We start from the raw sequence: 23,886 nt of genomic DNA on the forward strand, positions 1-23,886 counted from the left end.
GGCTGGATGGCGGATTTGCAATCCCCAAGCGGCGCGGGCTCGGGCATTGGCACCCATCGAATACTTCGTTTTTAATAGCAAACCGTGCATATCTAACAAGGGATTGAGTCAGATTTCGTCAACAATTCAGATCGGGCATCGCGCCGGGGTAGTTACAGCGCGAAACAGCCGGGCTACCGCCTGGCAATCGCCACACCGGCACCATCTGCACCCCGGTTTTATACTTTGACAGGCCGCCACGTGCCGCGTCGCGGGGACGCATGAATCACGAGTCATACGCGGCGCTTTCACCACCACAGCAAGAGGTGACGCATGGCGAAAATCGAAGAACGACTGTCGGCCCTCGGGCTGGTGCTGCCACCCCAAGTCAAGCCGCCCGCCGGCGTCGTTCTGCCGTTCCAGTTCGTCAGGCTCGTGGGCAACCGGGCGCTGATCTCCGGCCATGGGCCGCAAAATCCGGACGGCTCCCTCGCCGCGCCTTTCGGCAAGCTCGGGCGCGAGGTTTCGCTGGAGCAGGGATATGCCGCCGCGCGGCTGACCGCGCTGTCCATCCTGGGCAGCCTGCAGCGCGCACTCGACGACCTGGATCGCGTGCGCGCCTGGGGCCGCGTCTTTGGCATGGTCAATTCGGCGTCCGGCTTCAACCGGCAACCCGGCGTGATCAACGGCTTCTCCGATCTCATCCTCGAGTTGTATGGCCCCGACATCGGCGCCCACAGCCGAAGCGCCGTGGGGCTGGCAGAGCTTCCGTTCGATCTGCCGGTGGAGATCGAGGGTGAAGTCGAGATCGCCACCTAGCTTTGCCGCGCGGGCACACGGTTAAAATTCAGACTGAGCGCCCGCCAGCCGGCGCGCCGGCGCACATCAATTCCAACTCCCGTACAGGACCCTTCCATGTCATTGTTTACCGCCGTCGAAATGGCCCCCGCGACCCGATTCTGGGCCTCAACGAACAGTTCAACGCCGACCCCAACCCGGCCAAAGTCAACCTCGGCGTCGGCGTGTACTTCGACGACAACGGCAAGCTGCCCCTGCTGGCCTGCGTGCGGGCCGCCGAGCATGCAATGATGGAAGCGCCCACCGCGCGTGGCTACCTGCCGATCGACGGCATCGCCGCCTACGACGCCGCCGTCAAGGGCCTGGTGTTCGGGGCCGACTCCGAACCCGTCAAGTCAGGCCGTGTGGCCACCGTTCAGGCCATTGGCGGCACCGGCGGCCTCAAGGTGGGCGCCGACTTTCTCAAGCACCTCAACCCCAACGCCAAGGTCCTGATCAGCGACCCGAGCTGGGAAAACCACCGCGCGCTGTTCACCAACGCCGGCTTCCTGGTCGAGACCTATCCCTACTACGACGCCGCCAAACGCGGTGTGAACTTTGAAGGCATGCTGGCCGCCCTGAACGCCGCCGCGGCCGGCACCATCGTCGTGCTGCACGCCTGCTGCCATAACCCCACTGGTTACGACATCACCGCCGCGCAATGGGACCAGGTGGTGGCTGCCGTCAAGGCCAGGGGGCTGACCGCGTTCCTCGACATGGCGTACCAGGGCTTTGGGCACGGCATCCGCGAGGACGGCGCGGCGATCGGCAAGTTCGTCGCGGCCGGCCTGTCGTTCTTTGTCTCCACCAGCTTCAGCAAGAGTTTCAGCCTGTATGGCGAGCGCGTCGGCGCGCTGTCCGTCCTGTGCGAGAACAAGGAAGAAGCCGACCGCGTGCTGTCCCAGCTCAAGATCGTGATCCGCACCAACTACAGCAACCCGCCGATCCACGGTGGCGCGGTAGTGGCTGCCGTGCTGGGCAACCCCGAGCTGCGCGCCCTGTGGGAGAAGGAGCTGGGCGAGATGCGCGTGCGCATCAAGCAGATGCGCAACCTGCTGGTGGAAAAACTCAAGGCCGCGGGCGTCAAGCAGGACATGAGCTTCATCACCAGCCAGATCGGCATGTTCAGCTACTCGGGCCTCTCCAAGGACCAGATGGTGCGCCTGCGCAACGAGTTCGGTGTGTACGGCACCGACACCGGGCGCATGTGCGTGGCCGCGCTCAACAGCAAGAACATCGACTACGTCTGCGCCTCGATTGCCAAGGTCATTTAAGGCTGTAGCCCATACGGGCCATGCGCACCCAGCTATTCTTTAGATAGCAAATCGAAATTGGCGTTTCGCCGCCGGGCCGCCCCCAAGGCGAAACAGCCCCCTCGGGGGCAGCGCAGCACACGAAGTGGCAAGCGTGGGGGCCAGTCAGCCCCAGATCACCGAGCGCATCGAGATCGAGGCCAGCTGGAAGCTGGTGTTGAAAAAGCGCGGCGGCTCATTGGAGTCCACCGCACCGGCGGCATACAGCAGCGGCAGGTAGTGCTCATAGGTCGGGTGAGCCTGCTGCGCCAGCGCTCCCAGTTTCTGGAAATCCTGCAACGCGCCCAGGCGGCCTTGCGTGATGTGCTCGGCGGTCACGGCATCGAACTCGAGCGCCCAGTCATACGCCTGGCTGCCGTCGCCCGACCAGCGCGCGCTGCGCAGGTTGTGCACGATGTTGCCGCTGCCCACGATCAGCACGCCGCGCTCGCGCAAGGCCTTGAGCTGTTGCGCGAGCGCATAGTGCTCTTCGGGCGCACGCCCGTAGTCCATGCTGAGCTGGATGACCGGAATGTCTGCATCGGGAAACATGGGTTTGAGCACCGACCAGGTCCCATGGTCCAGCCCCCACTTGCCCGTGTCCAACCCAATGGGTGCCGAGTGCCGCTGCCGGACCATCAGGCTGATCGCCTGCGCCGCCGCCGGGTCGCCGGGCGCGGGGTATTGCTGCTCGAAGAGTTCCTGCGGAAAGCCGCCAAAGTCGTGAATGGTTTTGGGCTGCGCCATGCCGGTCAGCCACCAGCCGTCGGTGAGCCAGTGCGCGGAAATGCACAAAACCAGTTGCGGCCGCGGCATTTTCGAACCGAACTCGGCGCCCAGTGTCTGCCAGCTGCGGCGGTACTCGTTGTCTTCGATGGCATTCATCGGGCTGCCGTGGCCGACCAAAAGAACCGGCATCCGCTCTGATTTTTTGAGCGACCGGATCTGGTCGAGTGGGATCGCTTCGGCAATATTGGTCATGTGTGTTCCTGTCAACATCGTTACTTCTGGTCGGTCCACCAGGCTTCCCCGAATTGTCCCTGCAACCAGGCCACGAAGCCGCTGACCTTGGCAGGAACCAGCCGCGGTGAAGGATAGACGGCATGGATCTCCTGGGACGGCAACGCCCAGTCGCCGAGCAATGGCCGCACGACACCGCTGTTGACCGACTCGTACGCCACATACCAGGGCAGGGCCGCCACCCCCATGCCGCCGCGCGCCGCCGCGAGCAGTGCCGACAGGTTGTTCGAACGCAGCGGCCCCTTGACCGGCACAGGCAGCGCCTGGCCGTCGGCACCGATGAAGTGCCAGCGCGCATCGCCTTGCACCGTGCTGTAGATGAGCGCATCGTGCGCCGCCAGATCGGCCGGACTCAGCGGCATGCCGCGCCGCTCCAGGTAAGCCGGCGCGGCCACCAGCACCCAGGGGTTGACGCCCAGGTAGCGGGCGCCCAGCGTGGAATCTGCCAGCCGGCCCATGCGGACGGCCACGTCGATGCCCTGCTCGACGAGGTTCACGTAGCGGTCCTCGAAATTCAACTCGATCTGCAGCTTGGGGTTGAGCTGCATGAAGCGCATCACCAGCGGCACCAGCACGCGCCGGCCGAAGGCCACCGAGGTCGAGATGCGCAGGCCACCCTGCACCTGCGACTGCAGCAGGCTGGCGACGGTCTCGGCCTCCTCCACGTGATGCGCAATCAGCTTGCACTTTTCGTAATACAGCGCGCCGATCTCGGTTGGCGTCACGCCATGCGTCGAGCGGTGCAGCAAGCGCGAGCCGAGCTGTTGTTCCAGCTGCGCCACGAGTTTGGTGGCGGACGGCTGGCCCATGCCCATATCGGCCGCGGCCTTGCTGAACGAGCCGAGGTCCACCACGCGAATAAAGAGCCGAACGGCCTGGATGCGGTCCATGGCTTGCAAGTGGACCACAGCCATCGGCGCCTGTCATTCCAATCTTGAATAACCGTAATGCGCGGGGGCGTCTTGCCGGCAGGAGCCGATGCCGCAACACTGCCTGTCAACGTTTACACATTCTCAAGGAGACTTCGATGGCAAAGATGAAGGCCGCCATGGCCGCGGTGCTGGTGATGGAAAAGGAAGGCGTCACGCAGGCTTTTGGCGTGCCCGGCGCAGCGATCAACCCGCTGTATGCCCAACTGGCCGAGCGCCAGACCATTGGCCACGTGCTCGCCCGCCACGTCGAGGGCGCCTCGCACATGGCCGAGGGCTACACCCGCGCCAGGGCCGGCAACATCGGCGTGTGCCTGGGCACTTCAGGGCCTGCCGGGACGGACATGATCACGGGCCTGTACTCCGCCCAAGCCGATTCGATCCCCATCCTGTGCGTTACCGGCCAGGCGCCGCGCGCGCGGATGCACAAGGAGGATTTCCAGGCAGTGGACATCGCCAGCATCGCCAAGCCCGTCACCAAGTGGGCCACCACCGTGATGGAGCCGGCGCAAGTTCCGCGCGCCTTCCAGCAAGCCTTTCACCTGATGCGCTCGGGCCGTCCGGGCCCGGTGCTGATTGACCTGCCGTTCGACGTGCAAATGGCCGAGATCGAGTTCGACATCGAGACCTACGAGCCGCTGCCGGTGTACAAGCCCGCCGCGAGCCGCAAGCAGATCGAAAAGGCGCTCGAAATGCTGAACCAGGCCGACAAGCCCCTGATCGTCGCCGGCGGCGGCATCATCAATGCGGACGCCTCCGATTTGCTCACCCAATTCGCCGAACTGGTTGGCATTCCGGTCATCCCGACGCTGATGGGCTGGGGCACGATCCCCGACGACCACCCCTTGATGGCCGGCATGTGCGGGCTGCAGACCTCGCAGCGCTATGGCAATGCCAACATGCTGGCGAGTGACTTCGTGCTGGGCATCGGCAACCGCTGGGCCAATCGCCACACGGGCTCGCCCGAGGTGTATTGCAAGGGCCGCAAGTTCGTCCACGTGGACATCGAACCGACGCAGATCGGGCGCGTGTTCGCGCCCGACTACGGCATCGTGTCGGACGCGAAAGCGGCGCTGGCGCTGTTCGTCGAGGTTGCCAAGGAGTGGAAAGCCGCCGGCAAGCTGCGCAACTGGTCTGGCTGGGCGGGCGAATGCCAGGCCCGCAAGTCGTCCCTCCAGTATCTGCGCAAGACCAACTTCGACACCGTGCCGATGAAGCCGCAGCGCGTCTACCAGTGCATGAACAATGCCTTCGGCAAAGACGTGTGCTACGTCTCGACCATCGGCCTGTCGCAGATCGCGGGTGCGCAGTTTTTGCACGTCTACAAGCCGCGCCACTGGATCAACTGTGGCCAGGCGGGGCCGCTGGGTTGGACGATTCCCGCCGCGCTCGGCGTGCGTGCGGCGGACCCCATGCGCAAGATCGTGGCACTCTCGGGCGACTACGACTTCCAGTTCATGATCGAGGAACTGGCCGCGGGCGCGCAGTTCAAGCTGCCGTACATCCACGTCGTCGTCAACAACAGCTACCTCGGCCTGATCCGTCAGAGTCAGCGCGGCTTCAACATGGACTACTGCGTGCAATTGGGCTTTGAGAATATCAATGCCGGCCGCGACGAGGTTGCGGTGCAGGGCTATGGCGTCGATCATGTCAAGGTGGTCGAAGGCCTGGGCTGCAAGGCGATCCGCGTGCACCGGCAGGAAGAGATCGCGCCCGCCATCCAGCAGGCGGAAGCGTGGATGGCGCAGTATCAGGTCCCGGTGGTGATCGAGATCATTCTGGAGCGCGTCACCAACATCGCCATGGGCACCGAGATCGATAACGTGGTGGAATTCGAGGAACTGGCCACGGGCAAGGCCGACGTGCCCACTGCCACCGCCGTATCCATGCTCGACTAAGGGGACCGAAATGCCAAACTTTGCCGCCAACCTCACGATGCTCTTCACCGAGCACCCCTTCCTCGACCGTTTCGAGCGCGCCGCCAAGGCCGGCTTCACGGCCGTGGAGTTCCTGTTCCCGTATGCCTACAGCGCGGACGACATCAAACAACGGCTTGACGCCCAGGGCTTGACGCTGGTGCTGCACAACCTGCCCGCCGGCAATTGGGACGCGGGCGAGCGCGGCATTGCCTGTCACCCGGACCGTGTGGCCGAGTTCCGCGATGGCGTGGCAACGGCCATCACCTACGCCAAGGCGCTGGGCGTGGGTCAGCTCAACTGCCTGGCGGGCCAGGCGCCCGAGGGCATCGCCGACAACGTGCTGCGCGAGACCTTGATTGAGAACCTGCGCTATGCCGCCGCGCAATTGAAGAAGGCCGGACTCAGGCTGCTGATCGAGCCGATCAATACCTTCGACATCCCGGGCTTCTACCTCAACCGAACGACGCAGGCCGTCTCCATCCTGGTCGAGGTTGGTGCCGACAACGCGTTCGTCCAGTACGACATCTACCACGCCCAGCGCATGGAAGGCGAGCTGGCTTCGACGATGCAGAAGTACCTGCCGCGCATCGGCCACATCCAGCTGGCCGACAACCCGGGCCGCAACGAACCGGGCAGCGGCGAAATCAACTACGCGTTCCTGTTCGCTCACCTCGATCGCATCGGCTATACCGGCTGGATCGGCTGTGAATACAAGCCCGCCACCACCACCGAGGCCGGCCTGGGCTGGCGCCAGCAACTTCTGAAATAAACTCCCCAACAACGACCCACATCATGACTTCACAACCTCTCAAGATCGGCTTCATCGGCCTGGGCATCATGGGCACCCCGATGGCCGGCCACCTGCTCAAGGCCGGCCACCAACTGTTCGTCTACACACGCGGCAAGACGCCCGAGCCGATCGCCACCAGCAGCGCGACGCAGTGCATCAGCGCCCGCGGCGTGGCCGAGCGCGCCGACATCATCATCACGATGGTGCCCGACACACCCGATGTCGAAGCCGTCTTATTCGGCGAGAACGGCGTTGCCGCGGGACTGGGCAAGGGCAAGGTGGTGGTGGACATGAGCTCGATCTCACCCGTCGAGACCAAGGAATTCGCGAAAAAGATCCAGGCCCTGGGCTGCGACTACCTCGACGCGCCGGTCAGCGGCGGTGATGTCGGCGCGAAGAATGCGACCCTGTCGATCATGGTCGGCGGCGAACAGGCCGTGTTCGATCGCGTGCGGCCCGTGTTCGAACTCATGGGCAAGAACATCACGCTGGTCGGCGGCATAGGCGACGGCCAGACCTGCAAGGTCGCGAACCAGATCGTCGTGGCCCTGACCATCAACGCCGTCGCCGAGGGGCTGCTGTTCGCGGCGCGCGCTGGCGCCGATGCCGGCAAGGTACGCCAGGCGCTGATGGGCGGCTTGGCCACCTCGCGCATCCTGGACATCCTGGGCGATCGCATGATCAAGCGCAGCGTCGATCCGGGGTTTCGCATCGCGCTGCACCAGAAGGACCTGAACCTGGCGCTGGGCGCGGCCAAATCGCTGGGCCTGGCGCTGCCCGCCACCTCGAATGCCCAGCAACTGTTCAGCGCCTGCGTCTCGCACGGCGGTGCCGCCTGGGATCACTCGGGGATGGTGCGCGCACTGGAAAAGTTATCGAACTTCGAAATCGGCCAGAAGGCCAGCTGAAGCGTACAAGCGAGACTCTCCCCGAGACACCCGACCATGCCCCAAGAAACTCCGCAGGCCTTGCTGCGGCGCCTGTTCGACGCCGCCACCGCCAGCGCCCAGCCGGCGCTGTGCATCCCGCCGTACATGCCATCGCCGAAGGAGCTTGGAACGGGCCGTCTGATCGTGATTGGTGCGGGCAAGGCCTCGGCCGCGATGGCGCGGGCCGTTGAAGATCATTGGCCGGGGCCCCTGTCGGGTCTGGTGGTCACCCGCTACGGCTACGCGGTGCCCTGCGAGCGCATCGAGATCGTCGAAGCGGCGCATCCGGTCCCCGACGCCGCCGGCCTGGCCGCCGCAGAACGCCTGCTCGAGCTGGTTAAGGGCTTGCGCCCGGATGACCTCGTGCTGTGCCTGATCTCGGGCGGCGGCTCGTCGCTGCTGCCGCTCCCCGCGTCAGGCTTGACCTTGGACCACAAGCAGAACGTGAACCGCGCCCTGCTGAAGTCGGGCGCCACCATCAGCGAGATGAACTGCGTGCGGCGCCACCTCTCGGGCATCAAGGGCGGCCGCCTTGCCGCAGCCTGCCATCCGGCCCGGGTGCTCACCCTGTTGATCTCCGATGTGCCAGGCGATGATCCGATCGACATCGCCTCCGGCCCCACGGTCGCCGACCCCACGACCTGCGAAGACGCACTCGCCATCATCCAGCGCTACGGCATCGAGGTGCCGGCGGCGGTGCAGGGCGTGCTCGAAAGCGGCCGCAGCGAGTCCGTCAAACCCGGCGACCCGCGGCTGGCGCGCGCCAGCGTCCGCATGATCGCCACCCCCCAAATGGCGCTGGAGGCCGCGGCCAACGTGGCGCGGCAAGCCGGTTACACCCCCTACATCCTCGGTGACGCGCTGGAAGGCGAGGCGCGTGACGTCGGCAAGGTGCTGGCGGGCATCGCGCTGCAAGTGGCCGGGCGCGGCCAGCCGGTGCAGCCGCCCTGCGTGCTGCTTTCGGGCGGCGAGACCACCGTCACCGTGCGCGGCAGCGGGCGCGGCGGGCGCAACGTGGAATGCCTGCTCTCCATAGGCATCGCCCTCAACGGCCACCCGCGCATCCATGGGCTGGCGGGCGATACCGATGGCGTGGATGGCCAGGAGGAGATTGCCGGCGCCTGCCTCGCGCCCGACTCTCTGGCGCGTGCCTGGGCACGGGGCATCAGGCCCAGAGACGCCTTGGCGAACAATGACGGTCATGGCTTTTTCGAGGCGCTGGGGGATTCGGTGATCACCGGGCCGACGCTGACCAACGTGAACGACTTTCGCGCCCTTCTCATCGAAGCACCTGCCGAAACCTGAGGCCCCCGCAGAGGCCGAAACGCCAAAGTCGTCGCCAGCCTTTGGCCCTGCGCGGCCTGCCGGGCCGCACCGTTGCGTTCATGCCATTTTCCCTGCCGATTCTCCACAAAATCGGCAACGTCGGGTGGAAATTGGGGGTTGCTCTCCACGACAGCTTGTCGGACAACTGGTATATTGCGTTGCAACATATAACGAAAGTAGATGTTCAGCATGATGTACCAAATCTACGAAACCCAGCGCTCCCTGATGGAGCCTTTCGCCGACTTTGCGCAGGCTGCCGCCAAGATGTATGGCAATCCGCTGTCGCCGCTGGGCCACAACCCCTTCGCACAACGCGTCTCGGCCGGATTCGGCCTGCTTTACCGCCTGGGCAAGGATTACGAAAAGCCGGTGTTTGGCCTGCAAACCGTCCCGGTGGACGGCATTGATGTGGCCATCCACGAGCGGGTCGAAATCGACAAGCCGTTTTGCGAGCTGCGCCGCTTCAAGCGCTTCACCGACGACCCGGAGACACTGACCAAGCTCAAGGGCCAGCCTGCGGTGCTGATCGTGGCCCCGCTGTCGGGTCACCACGCCACGCTCTTGCGTGACACCGTCAAGACCATGCTCAAGAACCACAAGGTCTACATCACCGACTGGAAAAATGCCCGGCTGGTGCCCCTGTCCGAGGGTGAATTCCACCTGGACGACTATGTCAACTATGCGCAGGAATTCATCCGTCATCTGCAGGCGCGCTACGGCAACTGCCACGTGGTGAGCGTGTGCCAGCCCACCGTGCCGGTGCTGGCAGCCGTTTCGCTGATGGCCAGCCGCGGCGAAGCCACGCCCCTGACCATGACCATGATGGGCGGGCCGATCGACGCGCGCAAGATGCCCACCTCGGTCAACAACCTGGCGACCAACAAGAGCCACGACTGGTTCAAGAACAACGTGATTTACCGCGTGCCCAGCAACTACCCCGGCGCCGGGCGGCGCGTTTACCCGGGCTTTTTGCAGCACACCGGCTTTGTTGCCATGAACCCGAGCAACCACGCCCGCAGCCACTACGACTATTTCAACGACCTGCTCAAGGGCGATGACGTCAGCACGGAAGCGCACCGCAAGTTCTACGACGAATACAACGCCGTGCTCGACATGGACGCCGACTACTACCTGGAGACCATTAGGGTGGTGTTTCAGGATTTCTGCCTCGTCAACGGAACCTGGGACGTGAAGGGCGTGGATGGCAAGACCGAGCGTGTTCGGCCCCAGGACATCAAGACCACCGCCCTGCTTTCCGTCGAGGGCGAGCTCGACGATATTTCCGGTTTGGGTCAAACCCGGGCCGTGCATGAGCTGTGCACTGGCGTGCCTGCATCGCAGCAACGCCATCTGGAGGCCAAGGGTGCCGGCCACTACGGCATCTTCAGTGGCCGGCGCTGGCGTGAGGTGGTCTACCCCGAGGTCAAGCGCTTTATTCTTGAGCACCATGCCGCCAAAGCCGTTATCAAGGCTGAAGAAGCTGCTACAAAACCAGTAGCACACGCTGCAACGCAAGCGGCGGCCCAAGTCAAAACGAGTGCCAGCAAGACCGTCAAAGTGGTCAGCAAACCGGTCGCCAAAGCAACGACCACAAAAGTCGCGCGCAAGAAGTAGGTTCGTTTGTGGATGCGCTGGCCGCCCGCATCAATGCCGCCCTGCCCCAAACCCAGTGCACGCGCTGCGGTTACCCGGATTGCGCAGGCTATGCCCAAGCCCTTGCCAGCGGCGAAGCAGACATCAACCAGTGCCCACCCGGTGGCGCTGAGGGCATTGGCCGGCTCGCCCGCCTGACCGGGCGGCCCGTGCAGCCCCTGAATCCCGCGAATGGGCTCGAGGCCCCGCGCACGGTGGCCGTCATCGACGAGGCCTGGTGCATCGGCTGCACCCTGTGCATCGCCGCCTGCCCGACCGACGCCATCATCGGCAGCAACAAGCTGATGCATACCGTGATCGAGCCCTACTGCACCGGCTGCGAGCTGTGCGTTCCGGTCTGCCCGGTGGACTGCATCAGCATGGAGAACGCCACGCAAGAGCGCACCGGCTGGGCGGCGTGGTCACAAGCCCAGGCCGACGAAGCCCGCGAACGCTATGAATTTCATAGCTTCAGGCGTATACGAGACCAGGGCGAGAACGATAAAAGGCTCGAAGAAAAAGCCCAGGCCAAACTGGCCGACCTGCCAGCCCACTCGCAGATCACCGACCCGGATGCACTCGCCCAAAAGCGCGCTGTGATTGAAGCGGCGCTGGCTCGCGCACGCGCGCGCCGCGGCAACGCATCCGGCGGAAATTAACGCAGCGCCGCGTTCAGGCCTGCCAACGCCTGGGCGCCCGGGCAAAGATCCCCGCGCCCCAGCGTGTTGAGTGGCGTGGCACTGGTGTTGAGCGCCGCGTGCAGGTCGCTGGCATCCGGGTCGACGTAGAGCAGGCCGGTGACCACCTCGCCGCGCGCCTGGTGCATCTGCACATGGTTCATCGCAGCCAGCCGGTCGGTCGGGTCGTAGCCTTCGTGCAGCTTGCGCAGGCGCAGCATCAATCCGTCGTGCTGCAGCACCTCCACCACCTCGCCCGGCGCGTAGTCGGTGGTGATTTCGCTGCGCGGCGTGATGAAGTCGATGCGGTTCACGGCCTCGTTGTGCTCGCGCACATAGTCGTAGCTCTTGGTGCTGCCCGCGTGGTTGTTGAAGGCGACGCAGGGGCTGATGACGTCGATGAAGGCCGCGCCGCCGTGGCCGATGGCGCCCTTGATCAGTGGCACCAGTTGCGCCTTGTCGCCCGAGAAGCTGCGCGCCACGTAGGTGGCGCCGAGCTGCAGCGCCATGCCGATCAAGTCGACGGGGCTGTCGCGGTTGATCGCGCCCTTCTTGCTTTTGGAGCCGCGATCGGCGGTGGCGGAGAATTGCCCCTTGGTCAGCCCGTACACGCCGTTGTTTTCGACGATGTAGACCATGTTCACGCCACGCCGCATCGCATGGGCAAACTGGCCCAGGCCGATCGAGGCCGAGTCGCCGTCCCCCGAGACGCCCAGGTACAGCAGGTCGCGGTTGGCCAGGTTGGCGCCGGTCAGCACCGAGGGCATGCGCCCGTGCACGGTGTTGAAGCCGTGCGAGGCGCCCAGAAAATAATCCGGCGTCTTGGAGCTGCAGCCGATGCCCGAGAGCTTGGCCACGCGGTGCGGCTCGATGTCGAGCTCCCAGCAGGCCTGGATGATGGCCGCCGAGATCGAGTCGTGGCCGCAGCCCGCGCACAGCGTGGAAACCTTGCCTTCGTAGTCGCGCCGGGTGTAGCCGACCTTGTTGGTCTGCAACGCGGGATGGTGCAGGCGGGGTTTGGCGAGGTAGGTCATACGGCTTGCTCCTGGACGGTGCTTCGCGCCTTGCGCTTGGGCGTGCTCGCCTCGGCGTGCACGTGGTCGGTGATGGCTTCGGTGATGAAGCGCGCCGTGATCGGCGTGCCGTCGTAGTGCAGCACGCGCACCAGGCGCGATGGATCCACCTCCAGCTCATTCACCAGCAGGCTGCGCATCTGCGCGTCGCGGTTCTGCTCGACCACGAACACGGACTCGTGTTCGGCCAGGAACTGCGCCACACTCTCGGGGAACGGGAAGGCGCGCAGGCGCAGCGCGTCCAGGTGGATGCCCACCTCCGTCAATGAATCCAGCGCCTCGTTCATCGCGGGCGAGGTGGAACCGAAGTAGATGACGCCGAGCCGCGTCTTGCGCGCCGCCTTGCGCAGCACGGGTTGCGGCACCAGCGTGGCAGCGGTCTCGAACTTCTTCAGCAGCCGCTGCACGTTGTACACATAGTCCGGCCCGCGCTCGGAGTAGCGGGCGTACGGGTCGCGTGTGGTGCCGCGCGTGAAGTAGCTGCCCCGGCTCGGGTGCGTGCCGGGCAGCGTGCGCCAGGGGATGCCGTCGCCGTCCACGTCCTTATAGCGGCCGAAATCCTTGCCGGCCTCCAGTTCTTCGGCCGTCATGACCTTGCCGCGGTCGTACTGGCGTGCATCGTCCCACACAAACGGCTCGCACAGGCGCTGGTTCATGCCGATGTCCAGGTCGGTCATCAGGAACACCGGCGTCTGCAGCCGGTCGGCGAGGTCCAGCGCGGCGGCCGCGTGCTCGAAGCATTCGTGCGGGTCTTCGGGAAACAGCAGTACGTGCTTGGTGTCGCCATGCGAGGCGTAGGCGCACGACAGCAGGTCGGCCTGCTGCGTGCGCGTGGGCATGCCGGTGGACGGCCCGCCGCGCTGCACGTTGATGATGGTGACCGGGATCTCGGCGAAATACGCCAGGCCGATGAACTCGGTCATCAGCGACACGCCCGGCCCCGAGGTCGCGGTGAAGGCACGCGCACCGTTCCACCCGGCCCCCACCACCATGCCGATGGAGGCGATCTCGTCCTCGGCCTGCACGATGGCGAACTTGTTCATGCCCGTGGACGGCTCCACGCGCAGCTTGCTGCAATACTTCTGGAACGCCTCGGCCACGGAGGACGACGGCGTGATCGGGTACCAGGCCGCCACCGTGGCGCCGCCGTACACGCAGCCCAGCGCCGCGGCGCTGTTGCCGTCCACGAAGATGCGCTCGCCGACTTTCTTGGAAGCGCGCACCTGCAGGCCGATCGGGTCCAGGTGATCGCGCGCAAACTCGCGGCCCGCATTCAGTGCGCGCACGTTGGACTCGAGCAGCCGCTCCTTGCCGCGGTACTGCTCGGAAAACAGAGTCTCGATGACCTGCGCGTCCATCCCCAGCAACATCGACAGCGCGCCCACGTACAGGATGTTCTTGAACAGCTGGCGCTGGCGCGCGTCCTCGTAGGTGGCGTTGCAGATGGCGGTGAGCGGCATGCCGATCACGTGCAGGTCTTCGCGAAAGCTCGAGGGCGGCAATTGCCGCGTGCTGTCGTAGAACAGGTAGCCGCCGGGGTCGACCTCGGCCACATCGGCATCCCAGGTTTGCGGGTTCATCGCCACCATCATGTCCACGCCGCCGCGCCGGCCGAGGTAACCTTTTTCGCACACGCGCGCCTCGTACCAGGTGGGCAGGCCCTGGATGTTGCTCGGAAAGATGTTGCGCGGGCTGACCGGCACGCCCATGCGCAAAATGGCCTTGGCGAACAGCTCGTTGGCCGAGGCCGAGCCCGAGCCGTTGACGTTGGCGAACTTGACGACAAAGTCGTTCACCGATTCGATGCGCTTCATGCCCTGGCCTCCATGCGCTGTGCCCCGACTCTGGTGCTCTTGCGGTCACGCGCTCGTTCGCCCGCGTAAGTTTCCATGAGCAGGTACTTCTGCATGTCCCAGGCGCCCGTGGGACAGCGCTCGGCGCACAGGCCGCAGTGCAGGCAGACGTCCTCGTCCTTGACCATGACCCGGCCGGTTTTCAGCAGCCCCGACACATACAGGTCCTGCGTGGTATTTACGGCAGGCGCCTTGAGCCGCGTGCGCAGATCGTCCTCCTCGCCGTTGTCGGTGAAGGTGATGCAGTCCATGGGGCAGATGTCCACGCAGGCATCGCACTCGATGCAGCTGCCGTCGGTGAACACGGTCTGCACATCGCAGTTCAGACAGCGCTCGGCCTCCTTGAAGGCGGTGGCGGCGTCAAAGCCCAGTTCCACCTCCACACGGATGTTGGCCAGCGCCTTCTCGGCCTTGGCCCAGGGCACCTTGAAGCGCGCATCGCCCGAGATCGCGTTGTCGTAGCTCCATTCGTGGATGCCCATTTTCTGTGACAGCAGATTCACGTGCGGCGCGGGCCGCTGGCGGATGTCCTCGCCGTGCAGCAACCGGTCGATGGACACCGCCGCCTCGTGCCCGTGGGCCACCGCGGTGATGATGTTCTTGGGGCCAAACGCCGCATCGCCACCGAAGAACACGTGCGCAAGGCTGGACTGGAAGGTCTTTTTGTCGAGCACCGGCAGGCCCCACTCGTCGAAGGCGATGCCGCAGTCGCGCTCGATCCACGGAAACGAATTTTCCTGCCCCACGGCGATCAGCACCTCGTCGCAGGCGACGAAGACGTCGGGCTCGCCGGTGGGCACCAGCTCGCGCCGGCCCTTGTCGTCGCGCACCGCCTTGACCATTTCGAATGTCATGCCCGTGAGCTTGCCGCCTTCGTGCACGAAGGCTTTGGGCACGTGGAAGTTGATGATCGGAATGCCCTCGTGCATCGCATCTTCCTTCTCCCAGGGCGAGGCCTTCATCTCCTCGAAGCCGCTGCGCACGATCACCTTCACGTCTTCGCCGCCGAGGCGGCGCGCCGAACGGCAGCAGTCCATCGCGGTGTTGCCGCCGCCCAGCACGATGACACGCCTGCCGATGCTGGTGACGTGACCGAACGAGACCGAGGCCAGCCAGTCGATGCCGATATGGATGTGCGCGGTGGCCTCCCGACGCCCCGGGATATCCAGGTCGCGCCCGCGCGGCGCGCCGCAACCAACAAAAACCGCATCGAAGCCCTGCGCCAACAGCTCGCGCATGGAGGCGATGTGCTGGCTGCTGCGAAATTCCACGCCCAGATTCAGCACATAACCGGTTTCCTCGTCGATCACCGCCTCGGGCAGGCGAAAGTGCGGAATCTGCGTGCGCATGAAGCCGCCGGCCTTGGCTTCGGCATCGAACACCGTCACCTGATACCCCTGCGGCGCGAGGTCGCGCGCCACGGTGAGCGAGGCCGGTCCGGCGCCGATGCAGGCGATGCGCTTGCCCTTGCGGCGCAGCTCGGGCGCCACCGGGATCGGCATGCGGTCGCGCACGTCGTCCTTGTTGTCGGCGGCCACGCGCTTGAGCCGGCAGATCGCCACCGGCTCGGGATGCTCGCCATTGCTTTCCTCGACCCGGCCGCGCCGGCAGGCCGGCTCGCAGGGCCGGTCGCACGTTCGCCCCAGGATGCCGGGAAACACGTTGGAGACCCAGTTGACCATGTAGGCGTCGCTGTAGCGACCCTGGCCGATCAGCCGGATGTATTCGGGGACGGGCGTGTGGGCCGGACAGGCCCACTGGCAATCGACGACCTTGTGGAAATAGGACGGATTCGCGATATCGGTAGGCTGCAAAACTGTCTCCTTGCCCTGGTGTGCTTTGCACAAACGGTGACTAGTAATAACAGTCTAAGCCTCGCAGCCCTGAAAGTGTTCTCGGGTGAATCCCGCAGCGTGGTCTTTACACGTCAAACGCTCAGGATACCGCCTGCGCCAGCCGGGAAAAAGCGCTGACCACCTCGGGCGGCGCCTGCACCAACTCGATCAGAACCCCCTCACCGCCAATCGGCAATTCGTCGTTGCCCTTGGGGTGGACGAAGCAGATGTCGAACCCCGCCGCGCCCTTGCGGATGCCGCCGGGCGCGAAGCGCACGCCCCTGCTTGAGAGCCACTGCACCGCGCCGGGCAGGTCGTCGATCCAGAGCCCGACATGGTTGAGCGGTGTGCTGTGGACGGCCGGCTTCCTGTCGGGGTCAAGTGGCTGCATCAGATCCACTTCGACCTTGAACGGGCCCGTACCCATGGCGCAGATGTCTTCATCCACGTTCTCGCGCTCCGAGACAAAGTTGCCCGTGATTTCCAGGCCGAACATGTCCACCCACAGCGTGCGCAGGCGCTCCTTGCTGGGGCCGCCGATGGCGATTTGCTGGATGCCGAGAACTTTGAAAGGACGCTGACTCATGTGAACTCCCAATTTTCGTTCATGCATGCGTTCATGCAAACTCGATGATCGGCTGGTCCACCGCCAGGCTTTCGCCCTTGGCCGCCAGCACCTTGCCCACCACGCCGTCGGCCACCGCAAACAGCACGTTTTCCATCTTCATGGCCTCGATCACGGCCACGCGCTCGCCCGCCTGCACCTTCTGCCCCGGCTGCACCGCCACATCCACCAGCAGGCCCGGCATGGGCGAGAGCACGTAGCGGCTCATGTCGGGCGGCGCCTTGTAGGGCATCAGCGCATACAACGCGGCCGCGCGCGGCGACAGCACCAGCGCGTCGATGCGGCTGCCGCTGTGCGCCACGCGAATGGACAGGGGGTTCTTGCCCGTGCCGCGCTCGACCTGCGCCGTGAACGGCCGGTCGTTGCAGGTGCCGCGAATGCGGACCGAACCGAGCCTGAAGTTGCTACAAAACTTATAGCTGCTTGCGCCCACCTGGACATGGCTGGAGCCTGTTTTTCCTTCAAAGTCCGTGACCTGCACCGGACTGGTGAGGTGGTGCCCCTGCTGGCCCAGCGTGACCACCACAAACTCCTCACCCACTGCCACTTCATGGCCCTGCATCTGGCCGCTGATGCCGGTCGCGCGGTCTCGATAGCGGCGGTTCACAAACGCCGCCAGCGCCACCAGGAAGTTCGGGTCGTCGCGTGGCACCTCTTCCGCCTTGAAGCCGCTGGCATAGTGCTCGGCGATGAAGCCGGTGTTGAAATCGCCGGCGACAAACTTGGGATGCGCCAGCAGCGCTGCCTGAAACGGGATGTTGCTGCCGACGCCGCGAATCACAAAGCCGTTGAGCGCCTCGCGCATCTTCGCAATGGCGTCGAGGCGGTCCTTGCCGTGCACGATGAGCTTGGCGATCATCGAGTCGTAGAACATCGGGATCTCGCCGCCGTCCCGCACCCCAGTGTCGACGCGTACGCCATACAGGTGCGAAGGATCGGCCGCAAACATCGTCTCCTTCGGCGGCTGGAAACGCACGAGCCGGCCGGTGCTCGGCAGAAAGCCGCGGAACGGGTCTTCGGCGTTGATGCGGCACTCGATGGCCCAGCCGCTGCGCTGCACGTCTTTTTGTTCCAGCGGCAGCGTCTCGCCGGCCGCCACGCGGATCATCAGCTCCACCAGGTCCAGCCCGGTGATGCACTCGGTCACCGGATGTTCGACCTGCAGCCGCGTATTCATCTCCAGGAAATAAAAGCTCTGGTCCCGGCCAACGACGAACTCCACCGTGCCGGCGCTCTGGTACTTGACCGCGCGGGCCAATGCCACCGCCTGCTCGCCCATGGCCTTGCGCGTGGCCTCGGAGATGAAGGGTGACGGTGCCTCCTCGATCACCTTCTGATGCCGGCGCTGGATCGAGCATTCGCGCTCGTTCAGGTAAACACAGTTGCCATGGCTGTCGCCCATGAGCTGGATTTCGATGTGGCGCGGCTCCTCGACAAACTTCTCGATGAACACGCGGTCGTCGCCAAAGCTGCTCAGCGCCTCGTTGCGGCAGCTGGTAAAGCCTTCGAACGCTTCCTTGTCGTTGAACGCCACGCGCAGCCCCTTGCCACCGCCGCCGGCGCTGGCCTTGATCATGACGGGGTAGCCAATGCCTTTGGCGATCTCGACCGCCTGCTCGGCCGTCTCAATCGCTTCGTTGACGCCGGGGATGCAGTTCACGCCGGCTTCCTTGGCCAGCTTCTTGGACGCAATCTTGTCGCCCATCGCCGCGATGGAATGGTGCTTGGGGCCGATGAAGACAATGCCTTCTTCCTCCACCCGCCTGGCAAAGTCCGCGTTCTCGCTCAGGAAACCGTAGCCCGGGTGCACCGCCTGCGCGCCGGTCTGCTTGCAAGCGGCAATGATCCTGTCCGCCACCAGGTAACTCTCGCGGCTGGGTGCCGGGCCGATGTTGACGGCCTCGTCTGCCAACGCCACGTGGCGCGCGCCTGCATCGGCGTCGGAATACACCGCCACCGTTTTGATGCCCATCTTGCGGGCCGTCTTGATCACGCGGCAGGCGATTTCACCGCGGTTGGCAATCAGGATTTTGGTAAACATTCGCAGTCTCCTATTCGGGAATCAGGTTTTGTGCTTTGCGCAGTGGCTTGAAGCGTCATCAGGGCTGTGTCTGAGCCCGCAACGGGCACGGTGTATCCGCCTTCGCTCATGTCCCCCGCCCTGCGGGCTCCTCCTTTACTTCGCTGCGGCAGACACACCGCGCCCGTTGCTGCGAAGGGGGTTTTGCGCAGGCCGGCCGACCCCGCCACTTCAAGAGCGGGCTGCCCGGGTGCTTTGCGCAGGTAAAGGAGGAGGCCAAAGGCCGGGGGACACGAAGCAAAGTGCCCGGGCAGCCCGCTCTCACCCACGCGGTTCAGTGCAAAGCTCTTCATGTCCATGGTCACAACGGAATGTTCCCGTGCTTGCGCCACGGGTTCTCGATCTTCTTCTCGCGCAGCATCACCAGGCTGCGGCAGATGCGCTTGCGCGTCTCGTGCGGCAGGATCACATCGTCGATGAAACCGCGCGCACCGGCCACGAACGGGTTGGCGAAACGCTCCTTGTATTCCGCCTCGCGTGCAGCGAGTTTTACAGGATCGTTCTTGTCCTCGCGGAAGATGATTTCCACCGCGCCCTTGGCGCCCATCACCGCGATTTCGGCGTTCGGCCAGGCGAAGTTGACATCGCCGCGCAGGTGCTTGGAGCTCATCACATCGTAGGCGCCGCCGTAGGCCTTGCGCGTGATCACCGTGATCTTCGGGACCGTGCATTCGGCGTAGGCGAATAGCAGCTTGGCGCCATGTTTGATGATGCCGCCATACTCCTGCGCGGTGCCCGGCATGAAGCCCGGCACATCGACAAACGTGACCACGGGGATATTGAAGGCGTCACAAAAGCGCACGAAGCGCGCGGCCTTGATCGAGCTCTTGATGTCCAGGCAGCCCGCCAGCACCAGCGGCTGATTCGCCACGATGCCGATGGTCTGCCCTTCCATGCGGCCGAAGCCGATGAGGATGTTCTTCGCATACTCGGGCTGCAGCTCGAAAAAGTCGCCATCGTCCACGGTCTTGGTGATCAGCTCCTTCATGTCGTAGGGCTGGTTGGGGTTGTCGGGCACCAGCGTGTCGAGCGAAGCCTCCATGCGATCCGCCGGATCACCGCTCAGGCGCACCGGGGCTTTTTCGCGGTTGCTGAGTGGCAGGTAGTTGTACAGGCGCCGCAACATCAGCAGCGCCTCCACGTCGTTCTCGAACGCCAGGTCGGCCACGCCGCTCTTGGTGGTGTGCGAGATCGCACCGCCCAGCTCTTCGGCGGTGACCTCCTCGTGCGTCACGGTCTTGACCACCTCGGGGCCCGTGACGAACATGTACGAGCTGTCCTTGACCATGAAGATGAAATCGGTCATGGCCGGCGAATACACGGCGCCGCCCGCGCACGGCCCCATGATCATGCTGATTTGCGGCACCACGCCACTGGCCATCACGTTGCGCTGGAACACGTCGGCGTAGCCGCCCAGCGAGGCCACGCCTTCCTGGATGCGCGCACCGCCCGAATCGTTCAGGCCGATCACCGGCGCGCCGACCTTCATGGCCTGGTCCATCACCTTGCAGATCTTCTCGGCATGCGCCTCGGACAGCGCACCGCCGAACACGGTGAAGTCCTGGCTGAACACGAACACCAGGCGGCCGTTGATCATGCCGTAGCCGGTGACCACGCCGTCCCCCGGAATCTTGTTGTCGGCCATGCCGAAGTCGCTGCAGCGGTGCTCCACGAACATGTCCCATTCCTCGAACGTGCCCTCATCGAGCAGCAGTTCCAGCCGCTCGCGGGCCGTGAGCTTGCCCTTCTTGTGCTGGGAATCAATGCGCTTTTGTCCACCGCCCAGGCGCGCGAGTTCGCGCTTGGCTTCGAGTTGTTCGAGGATGTTTTGCATGGTCAGTTTTCGTCGTTGCTTCAATATTGATAGTGGATCATGCCCGTCTGTCCTGGGCTGCGAGCAGATTTCGTGCTGCAGTGGAGGCCGCCAGCCGGCCTTCGGCGACTTCGCGGGTCAGCTGCGGCAGCAGCTCGCGCACCTGCGGATGCTGGCGGAACGCCTGCTTCAGGCCCGCATCGATGCGCTCCCACATCCACGCCAGCGCCTGATGTTGCCGGCGCGCCGCCAGCCGTCCGTTGGCGCCCTGCAGCGCCTGGTACTGCGTGACCGCCGCCCAGAATTCGGCCACACCCTTGCCGTGCAGCGCGCTGAGCTGGATCACCTGGGGATGCCACTGCTTGTCGGGGCCCTGCGCCTGGGCGTGTCCCATCGCATGGTTCACCAGGCCAAACAGCCGCATCGCCGACATGATTTGCGCCTGGGCGCGGCGCGCGGCATCGGCATCGAGGTCGGCCTTGTTGATGACCACCAGGTCGGCCAATTCCATCACGCCCTTCTTGATGGCCTGCAAATCGTCGCCCGCGTTGGGCAGCTGCATCAGCACGAACATGTCGGTCATGCCGGCCACCGCCGTCTCGGATTGCCCCACACCGACGGTCTCGACGATGACCACGTCGTAGCCCGCGGCCTCGCACACCAGCATGGCCTCGCGCGTTTTCTCGGCCACACCGCCCAGCGTGCCGCTGGACGGACTTGGACGGATATACGCGCGTTCGTGCACCGAGAGCTTTTCCATGCGCGTCTTGTCGCCCAGGATGGAGCCGCCCGACACCGTGGACGACGGGTCGATGGTGAGCACGGCAACACGGTGGCCTTGTTCGATCAGGTACAGGCCGAGCACTTCGATAAAGGTGGATTTGCCCACGCCCGGCACGCCGCTGATGCCCAGCCGAAACGCCTTGCCGGTGTGCGGCAGCAGCGCCGTGAGCAGTTCGTCGGCCTGCGCGCGGTGGTCGGCGCGGGTGGATTCCAGCAGCGTGATGGCCTTGGCGATGGCGCGGCGCTGTACGCTGGCCCCGCCGTGCAGCACTGCGTCCACCAGTGCGCTCTGGCTCACTTCAATGCAGCCTTGATCTGCTCCAGCACATCCTTGGCGCTGGCCGGAATCGGCGTGCCCGGGCCATAGATGCCCTTGACGCCCGCCTCGTACAGCATCTCGTAGTCCTGGCGCGGAATCACGCCGCCGACGAACACGATGATGTCATCGGCGCCCTGCTTTTTGAGCTCGGCCAGAATGGCCGGCACCAGCGTCTTGTGGCCAGCCGCCAGCGTGGAGACGCCCACGGCATGCACGTCGTTCTCGATCGCCTGGCGCGCGCATTCTTCCGGCGTCTGGAACAGCGGGCCGATGTCGATGTCGAAGCCGAGGTCGGCAAAGGCCGTGGCGACGACCTTGGCGCCACGGTCATGGCCGTCCTGGCCCAATTTGGAGATCATCACGCGCGGGCGCCGGCCCTGATCCTGGGCGAATTGATCAATTTCGGCCTTGAGTTTGTCCCAGCCTTCGGCCGAGTCATAAGCGGCTGCATACACACCGGTCACCTTTTGCGTATCGGCGCGGTGGCGCCCGTAAACCTTCTCCATCGCATCGCTGACCTCGCCCACCGTGGCGCGCAGGCGCATCGCGCGGATCGTCAGGTCCAGCAAATTGCCGGCGCCCGACTCTGCTGCAGAAGTGATAGCAGACAGTGCTGACTGCACAAGGGCTGCATCGCGATTTTGCTTGATATTTTTTAATCGCGTGATCTGCCCGTCACGCACCGCCACGTTATCGATGTCGCGGGTTTCAATCGCGTCTTCCGTCTTGAGCTTGTATTTGTTGACGCCGACAATCACGTCCTTGCCCGAATCGATGCGGGCCTGCTTCTCGGCCGCCGCGGCCTCGATCTTGAGCTTGGCCCAGCCGCTGTCCACGGCCTTGGTCATGCCGCCCATGGCATCGACCTCTTCAATAATGGCCCAGGCCGCATCGGCCATGTCCTGCGTGAGCTTTTCCATCATGTAGCTGCCCGCCCACGGGTCCACCACGCTGGTGATGTGCGTCTCCTCCTGGATGATGAGCTGGGTGTTGCGCGCGATGCGCGACGAGAACTCGGTCGGCAGCGCGATGGCTTCGTCGAAGCTGTTGGTGTGCAGGCTTTGCGTGCCGCCGAACACGGCCGCCATCGCCTCGATGGTGGTGCGCACCACATTGTTGTACGGATCCTGCTCGGTGAGGGACCAGCCGCTGGTCTGGCAGTGCGTGCGCAGCATCAGGCTCTTGGGGCTCTTCGCGTTGAACTCCTTCATGATGCGGCACCACAGCAGGCGCGCCGCGCGCATCTTGGCCACTTCCAGGTAGAAGTTCATGCCGATGGCCCAGAAGAAGGACAGGCGCCCGGCGAAGCCGTCGACGTCCATGCCCTTGGCGATGGCGGTCTTCACATACTCCTTGCCGTCGGCCAGCGTGAAGGCCAGCTCCAGCGCCTGGTTCGCGCCGGCCTCCTGCATGTGATAACCCGAAATCGAGATCGAGTTGAACTTCGGCATGTGCTGCGCCGTGTACTCGATGATGTCGCCGATGATGCGCATCGACGGCTCGGGCGGGTAGATGTAGGTGTTGCGGACCATGAACTCCTTGAGGATGTCGTTCTGGATGGTGCCGCTTAATTGGTCCTGGCTCACGCCCTGCTCTTCCGCCGCCACCACATAGCCGGCCAGCACCGGCAGTACGGCGCCGTTCATGGTCATGGAGACCGACACCTTGTCCAGCGGGATCTGGTCGAACAGGATCTTCATGTCCTCCACGCTGTCGATCGCCACGCCGGCCTTGCCGACGTCGCCGGTCACGCGCGGATGGTCGCTGTCGTAGCCGCGGTGCGTCGCCAGGTCGAATGCGACCGACACGCCCTGCCCGCCGGCGGCCAGCGCCTTGCGGTAGAACGCATTCGATTCTTCGGCCGTGGAGAAGCCTGCGTACTGGCGGATGGTCCAGGGCCGCACCGCGTACATGGTGGCCTGCGGGCCGCGGATATAGGGCTCGAAGCCGGGCAGCGTGTCGGTGTACGGCAAATCCTTGATGTCTTGCGCGGTGTACAGCGGCTTGACGCTGATGCCGTCCGGCGTGTGCCAGCTCAGGGCGCTCACATCGCCGCCGGGGGCGGACCTGGCGGCGGCCTTGGCCCAATCATCGAGATTGGCGGATTTGAATTCAGGGGACTTTGGGCTCATGGCACGGCTCGCTCGGTGGTCGTTCTATTGTCGGTTCTGTATC

Annotated in this window: 17 protein-coding genes and 1 pseudogene; 8 read left to right on the forward strand and 10 right to left on the reverse strand. The window is 64.8% G+C overall.

Annotated elements, in window-relative coordinates; genetic code table 11:
* Positions 1 to 312: 312 nt before the first annotated feature.
* Both EUB48_RS11790 and EUB48_RS11795 read left to right on the forward strand, forming a co-directional pair.
* The gene (locus tag EUB48_RS11790) at positions 313 to 798 is read left to right on the forward strand and encodes a RidA family protein (protein WP_142819301.1); all 486 of its coding nucleotides are present in this window, start codon (positions 313 to 315) and stop codon (positions 796 to 798) included.
* Positions 799 to 894: 96 nt separating this feature from the next.
* Positions 895 to 2,090 (forward strand): annotated as a pseudogene (locus EUB48_RS11795) (amino acid aminotransferase).
* 144 nt (positions 2,091 to 2,234) lie between these two features.
* Here the strand turns inward: EUB48_RS11795 and ygiD are convergent.
* Positions 2,235 to 3,089: a 4,5-DOPA-extradiol-dioxygenase gene (gene ygiD / locus EUB48_RS11800; RefSeq protein ID WP_142819302.1), complete on the reverse strand. Its 855-nt coding sequence runs from the start codon at positions 3,087 to 3,089 to the stop codon at positions 2,235 to 2,237.
* 20 nt (positions 3,090 to 3,109) lie between these two features.
* Positions 3,110 to 4,018 (reverse strand): LysR family transcriptional regulator, encoded by a 909-nt coding sequence (locus EUB48_RS11805; RefSeq protein WP_142821233.1) that lies wholly within the window; start codon positions 4,016 to 4,018, stop codon positions 3,110 to 3,112.
* 137 nt (positions 4,019 to 4,155) lie between these two features.
* Between EUB48_RS11805 and gcl the strand changes: the two genes are divergently transcribed.
* The 6 genes from gcl to rsxB all read left to right on the forward strand — a co-directional run bounded on the left by gcl (position 4,156) and on the right by rsxB (position 11,312).
* Positions 4,156 to 5,955: a glyoxylate carboligase gene (gene gcl, locus EUB48_RS11810; RefSeq protein WP_142819303.1), complete on the forward strand. Its 1,800-nt coding sequence runs from the start codon at positions 4,156 to 4,158 to the stop codon at positions 5,953 to 5,955.
* A 10-nt stretch (positions 5,956 to 5,965) separates the two neighbouring features.
* Positions 5,966 to 6,745 (forward strand): hydroxypyruvate isomerase, encoded by a 780-nt coding sequence (gene hyi, locus EUB48_RS11815; protein WP_142819304.1) that lies wholly within the window; start codon positions 5,966 to 5,968, stop codon positions 6,743 to 6,745.
* 23 nt (positions 6,746 to 6,768) lie between these two features.
* On the forward strand, positions 6,769 to 7,674 hold the full coding sequence (locus tag EUB48_RS11820; protein WP_142819305.1) for a 2-hydroxy-3-oxopropionate reductase: 906 nt from the start codon (positions 6,769 to 6,771) through the stop codon (positions 7,672 to 7,674).
* 36 nt (positions 7,675 to 7,710) lie between these two features.
* On the forward strand, positions 7,711 to 9,000 hold the full coding sequence (locus EUB48_RS11825) for a glycerate kinase type-2 family protein (protein WP_142819306.1): 1,290 nt from the start codon (positions 7,711 to 7,713) through the stop codon (positions 8,998 to 9,000).
* Between the two features lie 210 nt (positions 9,001 to 9,210).
* Positions 9,211 to 10,635, forward strand: coding sequence for a polyhydroxyalkanoate depolymerase (locus EUB48_RS11830; RefSeq protein WP_142819307.1), 1,425 nt, complete (start codon positions 9,211 to 9,213; stop codon positions 10,633 to 10,635).
* Between the two features lie 8 nt (positions 10,636 to 10,643).
* On the forward strand, positions 10,644 to 11,312 hold the full coding sequence (rsxB, locus tag EUB48_RS11835; protein ID WP_142819308.1) for an electron transport complex subunit RsxB: 669 nt from the start codon (positions 10,644 to 10,646) through the stop codon (positions 11,310 to 11,312).
* Here rsxB and EUB48_RS11840 read toward each other — a convergent pair.
* The 8 genes from EUB48_RS11840 to scpA all read right to left on the reverse strand — a co-directional run bounded on the left by EUB48_RS11840 (position 11,309) and on the right by scpA (position 23,843).
* Positions 11,309 to 12,364 (reverse strand): 2-oxoacid:ferredoxin oxidoreductase subunit beta, encoded by a 1,056-nt coding sequence (locus EUB48_RS11840; RefSeq protein WP_142819309.1) that lies wholly within the window; start codon positions 12,362 to 12,364, stop codon positions 11,309 to 11,311. The two genes, rsxB and EUB48_RS11840, sit on opposite strands and share 4 nt — an antisense overlap.
* Entirely contained in the window at positions 12,361 to 14,217 is a 1,857-nt protein-coding gene (locus EUB48_RS11845; protein ID WP_142819310.1) for a 2-oxoacid:acceptor oxidoreductase subunit alpha, read from the reverse strand. Before EUB48_RS11845 ends, EUB48_RS11840 begins: the two co-directional genes overlap by 4 nt.
* Positions 14,214 to 16,070 carry an FAD-dependent oxidoreductase gene (locus tag EUB48_RS11850; RefSeq protein ID WP_142819311.1) on the reverse strand — a complete coding sequence of 619 codons (1,857 nt, stop codon included), beginning with the start codon at positions 16,068 to 16,070 and terminating at the stop codon, positions 14,214 to 14,216. Before EUB48_RS11850 ends, EUB48_RS11845 begins: the two co-directional genes overlap by 4 nt.
* A 121-nt stretch (positions 16,071 to 16,191) precedes the next feature.
* Positions 16,192 to 16,677 carry a VOC family protein gene (locus tag EUB48_RS11855; RefSeq protein WP_142819312.1) on the reverse strand — a complete coding sequence of 162 codons (486 nt, stop codon included), beginning with the start codon at positions 16,675 to 16,677 and terminating at the stop codon, positions 16,192 to 16,194.
* 31 nt (positions 16,678 to 16,708) lie between these two features.
* On the reverse strand, positions 16,709 to 18,757 hold the full coding sequence (locus EUB48_RS11860) for an acetyl-CoA carboxylase biotin carboxylase subunit (RefSeq protein WP_142819313.1): 2,049 nt from the start codon (positions 18,755 to 18,757) through the stop codon (positions 16,709 to 16,711).
* Positions 18,758 to 19,097: 340 nt separating this feature from the next.
* Positions 19,098 to 20,630: an acyl-CoA carboxylase subunit beta gene (locus EUB48_RS11865; RefSeq protein WP_142819314.1), complete on the reverse strand. Its 1,533-nt coding sequence runs from the start codon at positions 20,628 to 20,630 to the stop codon at positions 19,098 to 19,100.
* Between the two features lie 37 nt (positions 20,631 to 20,667).
* The gene (gene meaB, locus EUB48_RS11870) at positions 20,668 to 21,690 is read right to left on the reverse strand and encodes a methylmalonyl Co-A mutase-associated GTPase MeaB (RefSeq protein WP_142819315.1); all 1,023 of its coding nucleotides are present in this window, start codon (positions 21,688 to 21,690) and stop codon (positions 20,668 to 20,670) included.
* Positions 21,687 to 23,843: a methylmalonyl-CoA mutase gene (gene scpA / locus EUB48_RS11875; RefSeq protein ID WP_142819316.1), complete on the reverse strand. Its 2,157-nt coding sequence runs from the start codon at positions 23,841 to 23,843 to the stop codon at positions 21,687 to 21,689. The genes meaB and scpA overlap by 4 nt, the downstream gene beginning before the upstream one ends.
* Between the last annotated feature and the right edge of the window lie 43 nt (positions 23,844 to 23,886).

It is taken from the genome of Rhodoferax sediminis, from assembly GCF_006970865.1.
GTDB lineage: Bacteria > Pseudomonadota > Gammaproteobacteria > Burkholderiales > Burkholderiaceae_C > Rhodoferax_A > Rhodoferax_A sediminis.

What these genes read in the sequence shown, in the direction of transcription:
- EUB48_RS11790 (WP_142819301.1), top strand. Translation starts at nt 313, where the DNA reads ATGGCGAAAATCGAAGAACGACTGTCGGCCCTCGGGCTGGTGCTGCCA.
- ygiD (WP_142819302.1), bottom strand. Translation starts at nt 3,089, where the DNA reads ATGACCAATATTGCCGAAGCGATCCCACTCGACCAGATCCGGTCGCTC.
- EUB48_RS11805 (WP_142821233.1), bottom strand. Translation starts at nt 4,018, where the DNA reads ATGGACCGCATCCAGGCCGTTCGGCTCTTTATTCGCGTGGTGGACCTC.
- gcl (WP_142819303.1), top strand. Translation starts at nt 4,156, where the DNA reads ATGGCAAAGATGAAGGCCGCCATGGCCGCGGTGCTGGTGATGGAAAAG.
- hyi (WP_142819304.1), top strand. Translation starts at nt 5,966, where the DNA reads ATGCCAAACTTTGCCGCCAACCTCACGATGCTCTTCACCGAGCACCCC.
- EUB48_RS11820 (WP_142819305.1), top strand. Translation starts at nt 6,769, where the DNA reads ATGACTTCACAACCTCTCAAGATCGGCTTCATCGGCCTGGGCATCATG.
- EUB48_RS11825 (WP_142819306.1), top strand. Translation starts at nt 7,711, where the DNA reads ATGCCCCAAGAAACTCCGCAGGCCTTGCTGCGGCGCCTGTTCGACGCC.
- EUB48_RS11830 (WP_142819307.1), top strand. Translation starts at nt 9,211, where the DNA reads ATGATGTACCAAATCTACGAAACCCAGCGCTCCCTGATGGAGCCTTTC.
- EUB48_RS11840 (WP_142819309.1), bottom strand. Translation starts at nt 12,364, where the DNA reads ATGACCTACCTCGCCAAACCCCGCCTGCACCATCCCGCGTTGCAGACC.
- EUB48_RS11845 (WP_142819310.1), bottom strand. Translation starts at nt 14,217, where the DNA reads ATGAAGCGCATCGAATCGGTGAACGACTTTGTCGTCAAGTTCGCCAAC.
- EUB48_RS11855 (WP_142819312.1), bottom strand. Translation starts at nt 16,677, where the DNA reads ATGAGTCAGCGTCCTTTCAAAGTTCTCGGCATCCAGCAAATCGCCATC.
- EUB48_RS11860 (WP_142819313.1), bottom strand. Translation starts at nt 18,757, where the DNA reads ATGTTTACCAAAATCCTGATTGCCAACCGCGGTGAAATCGCCTGCCGC.
- EUB48_RS11865 (WP_142819314.1), bottom strand. Translation starts at nt 20,630, where the DNA reads ATGCAAAACATCCTCGAACAACTCGAAGCCAAGCGCGAACTCGCGCGC.
- scpA (WP_142819316.1), bottom strand. Translation starts at nt 23,843, where the DNA reads ATGAGCCCAAAGTCCCCTGAATTCAAATCCGCCAATCTCGATGATTGG.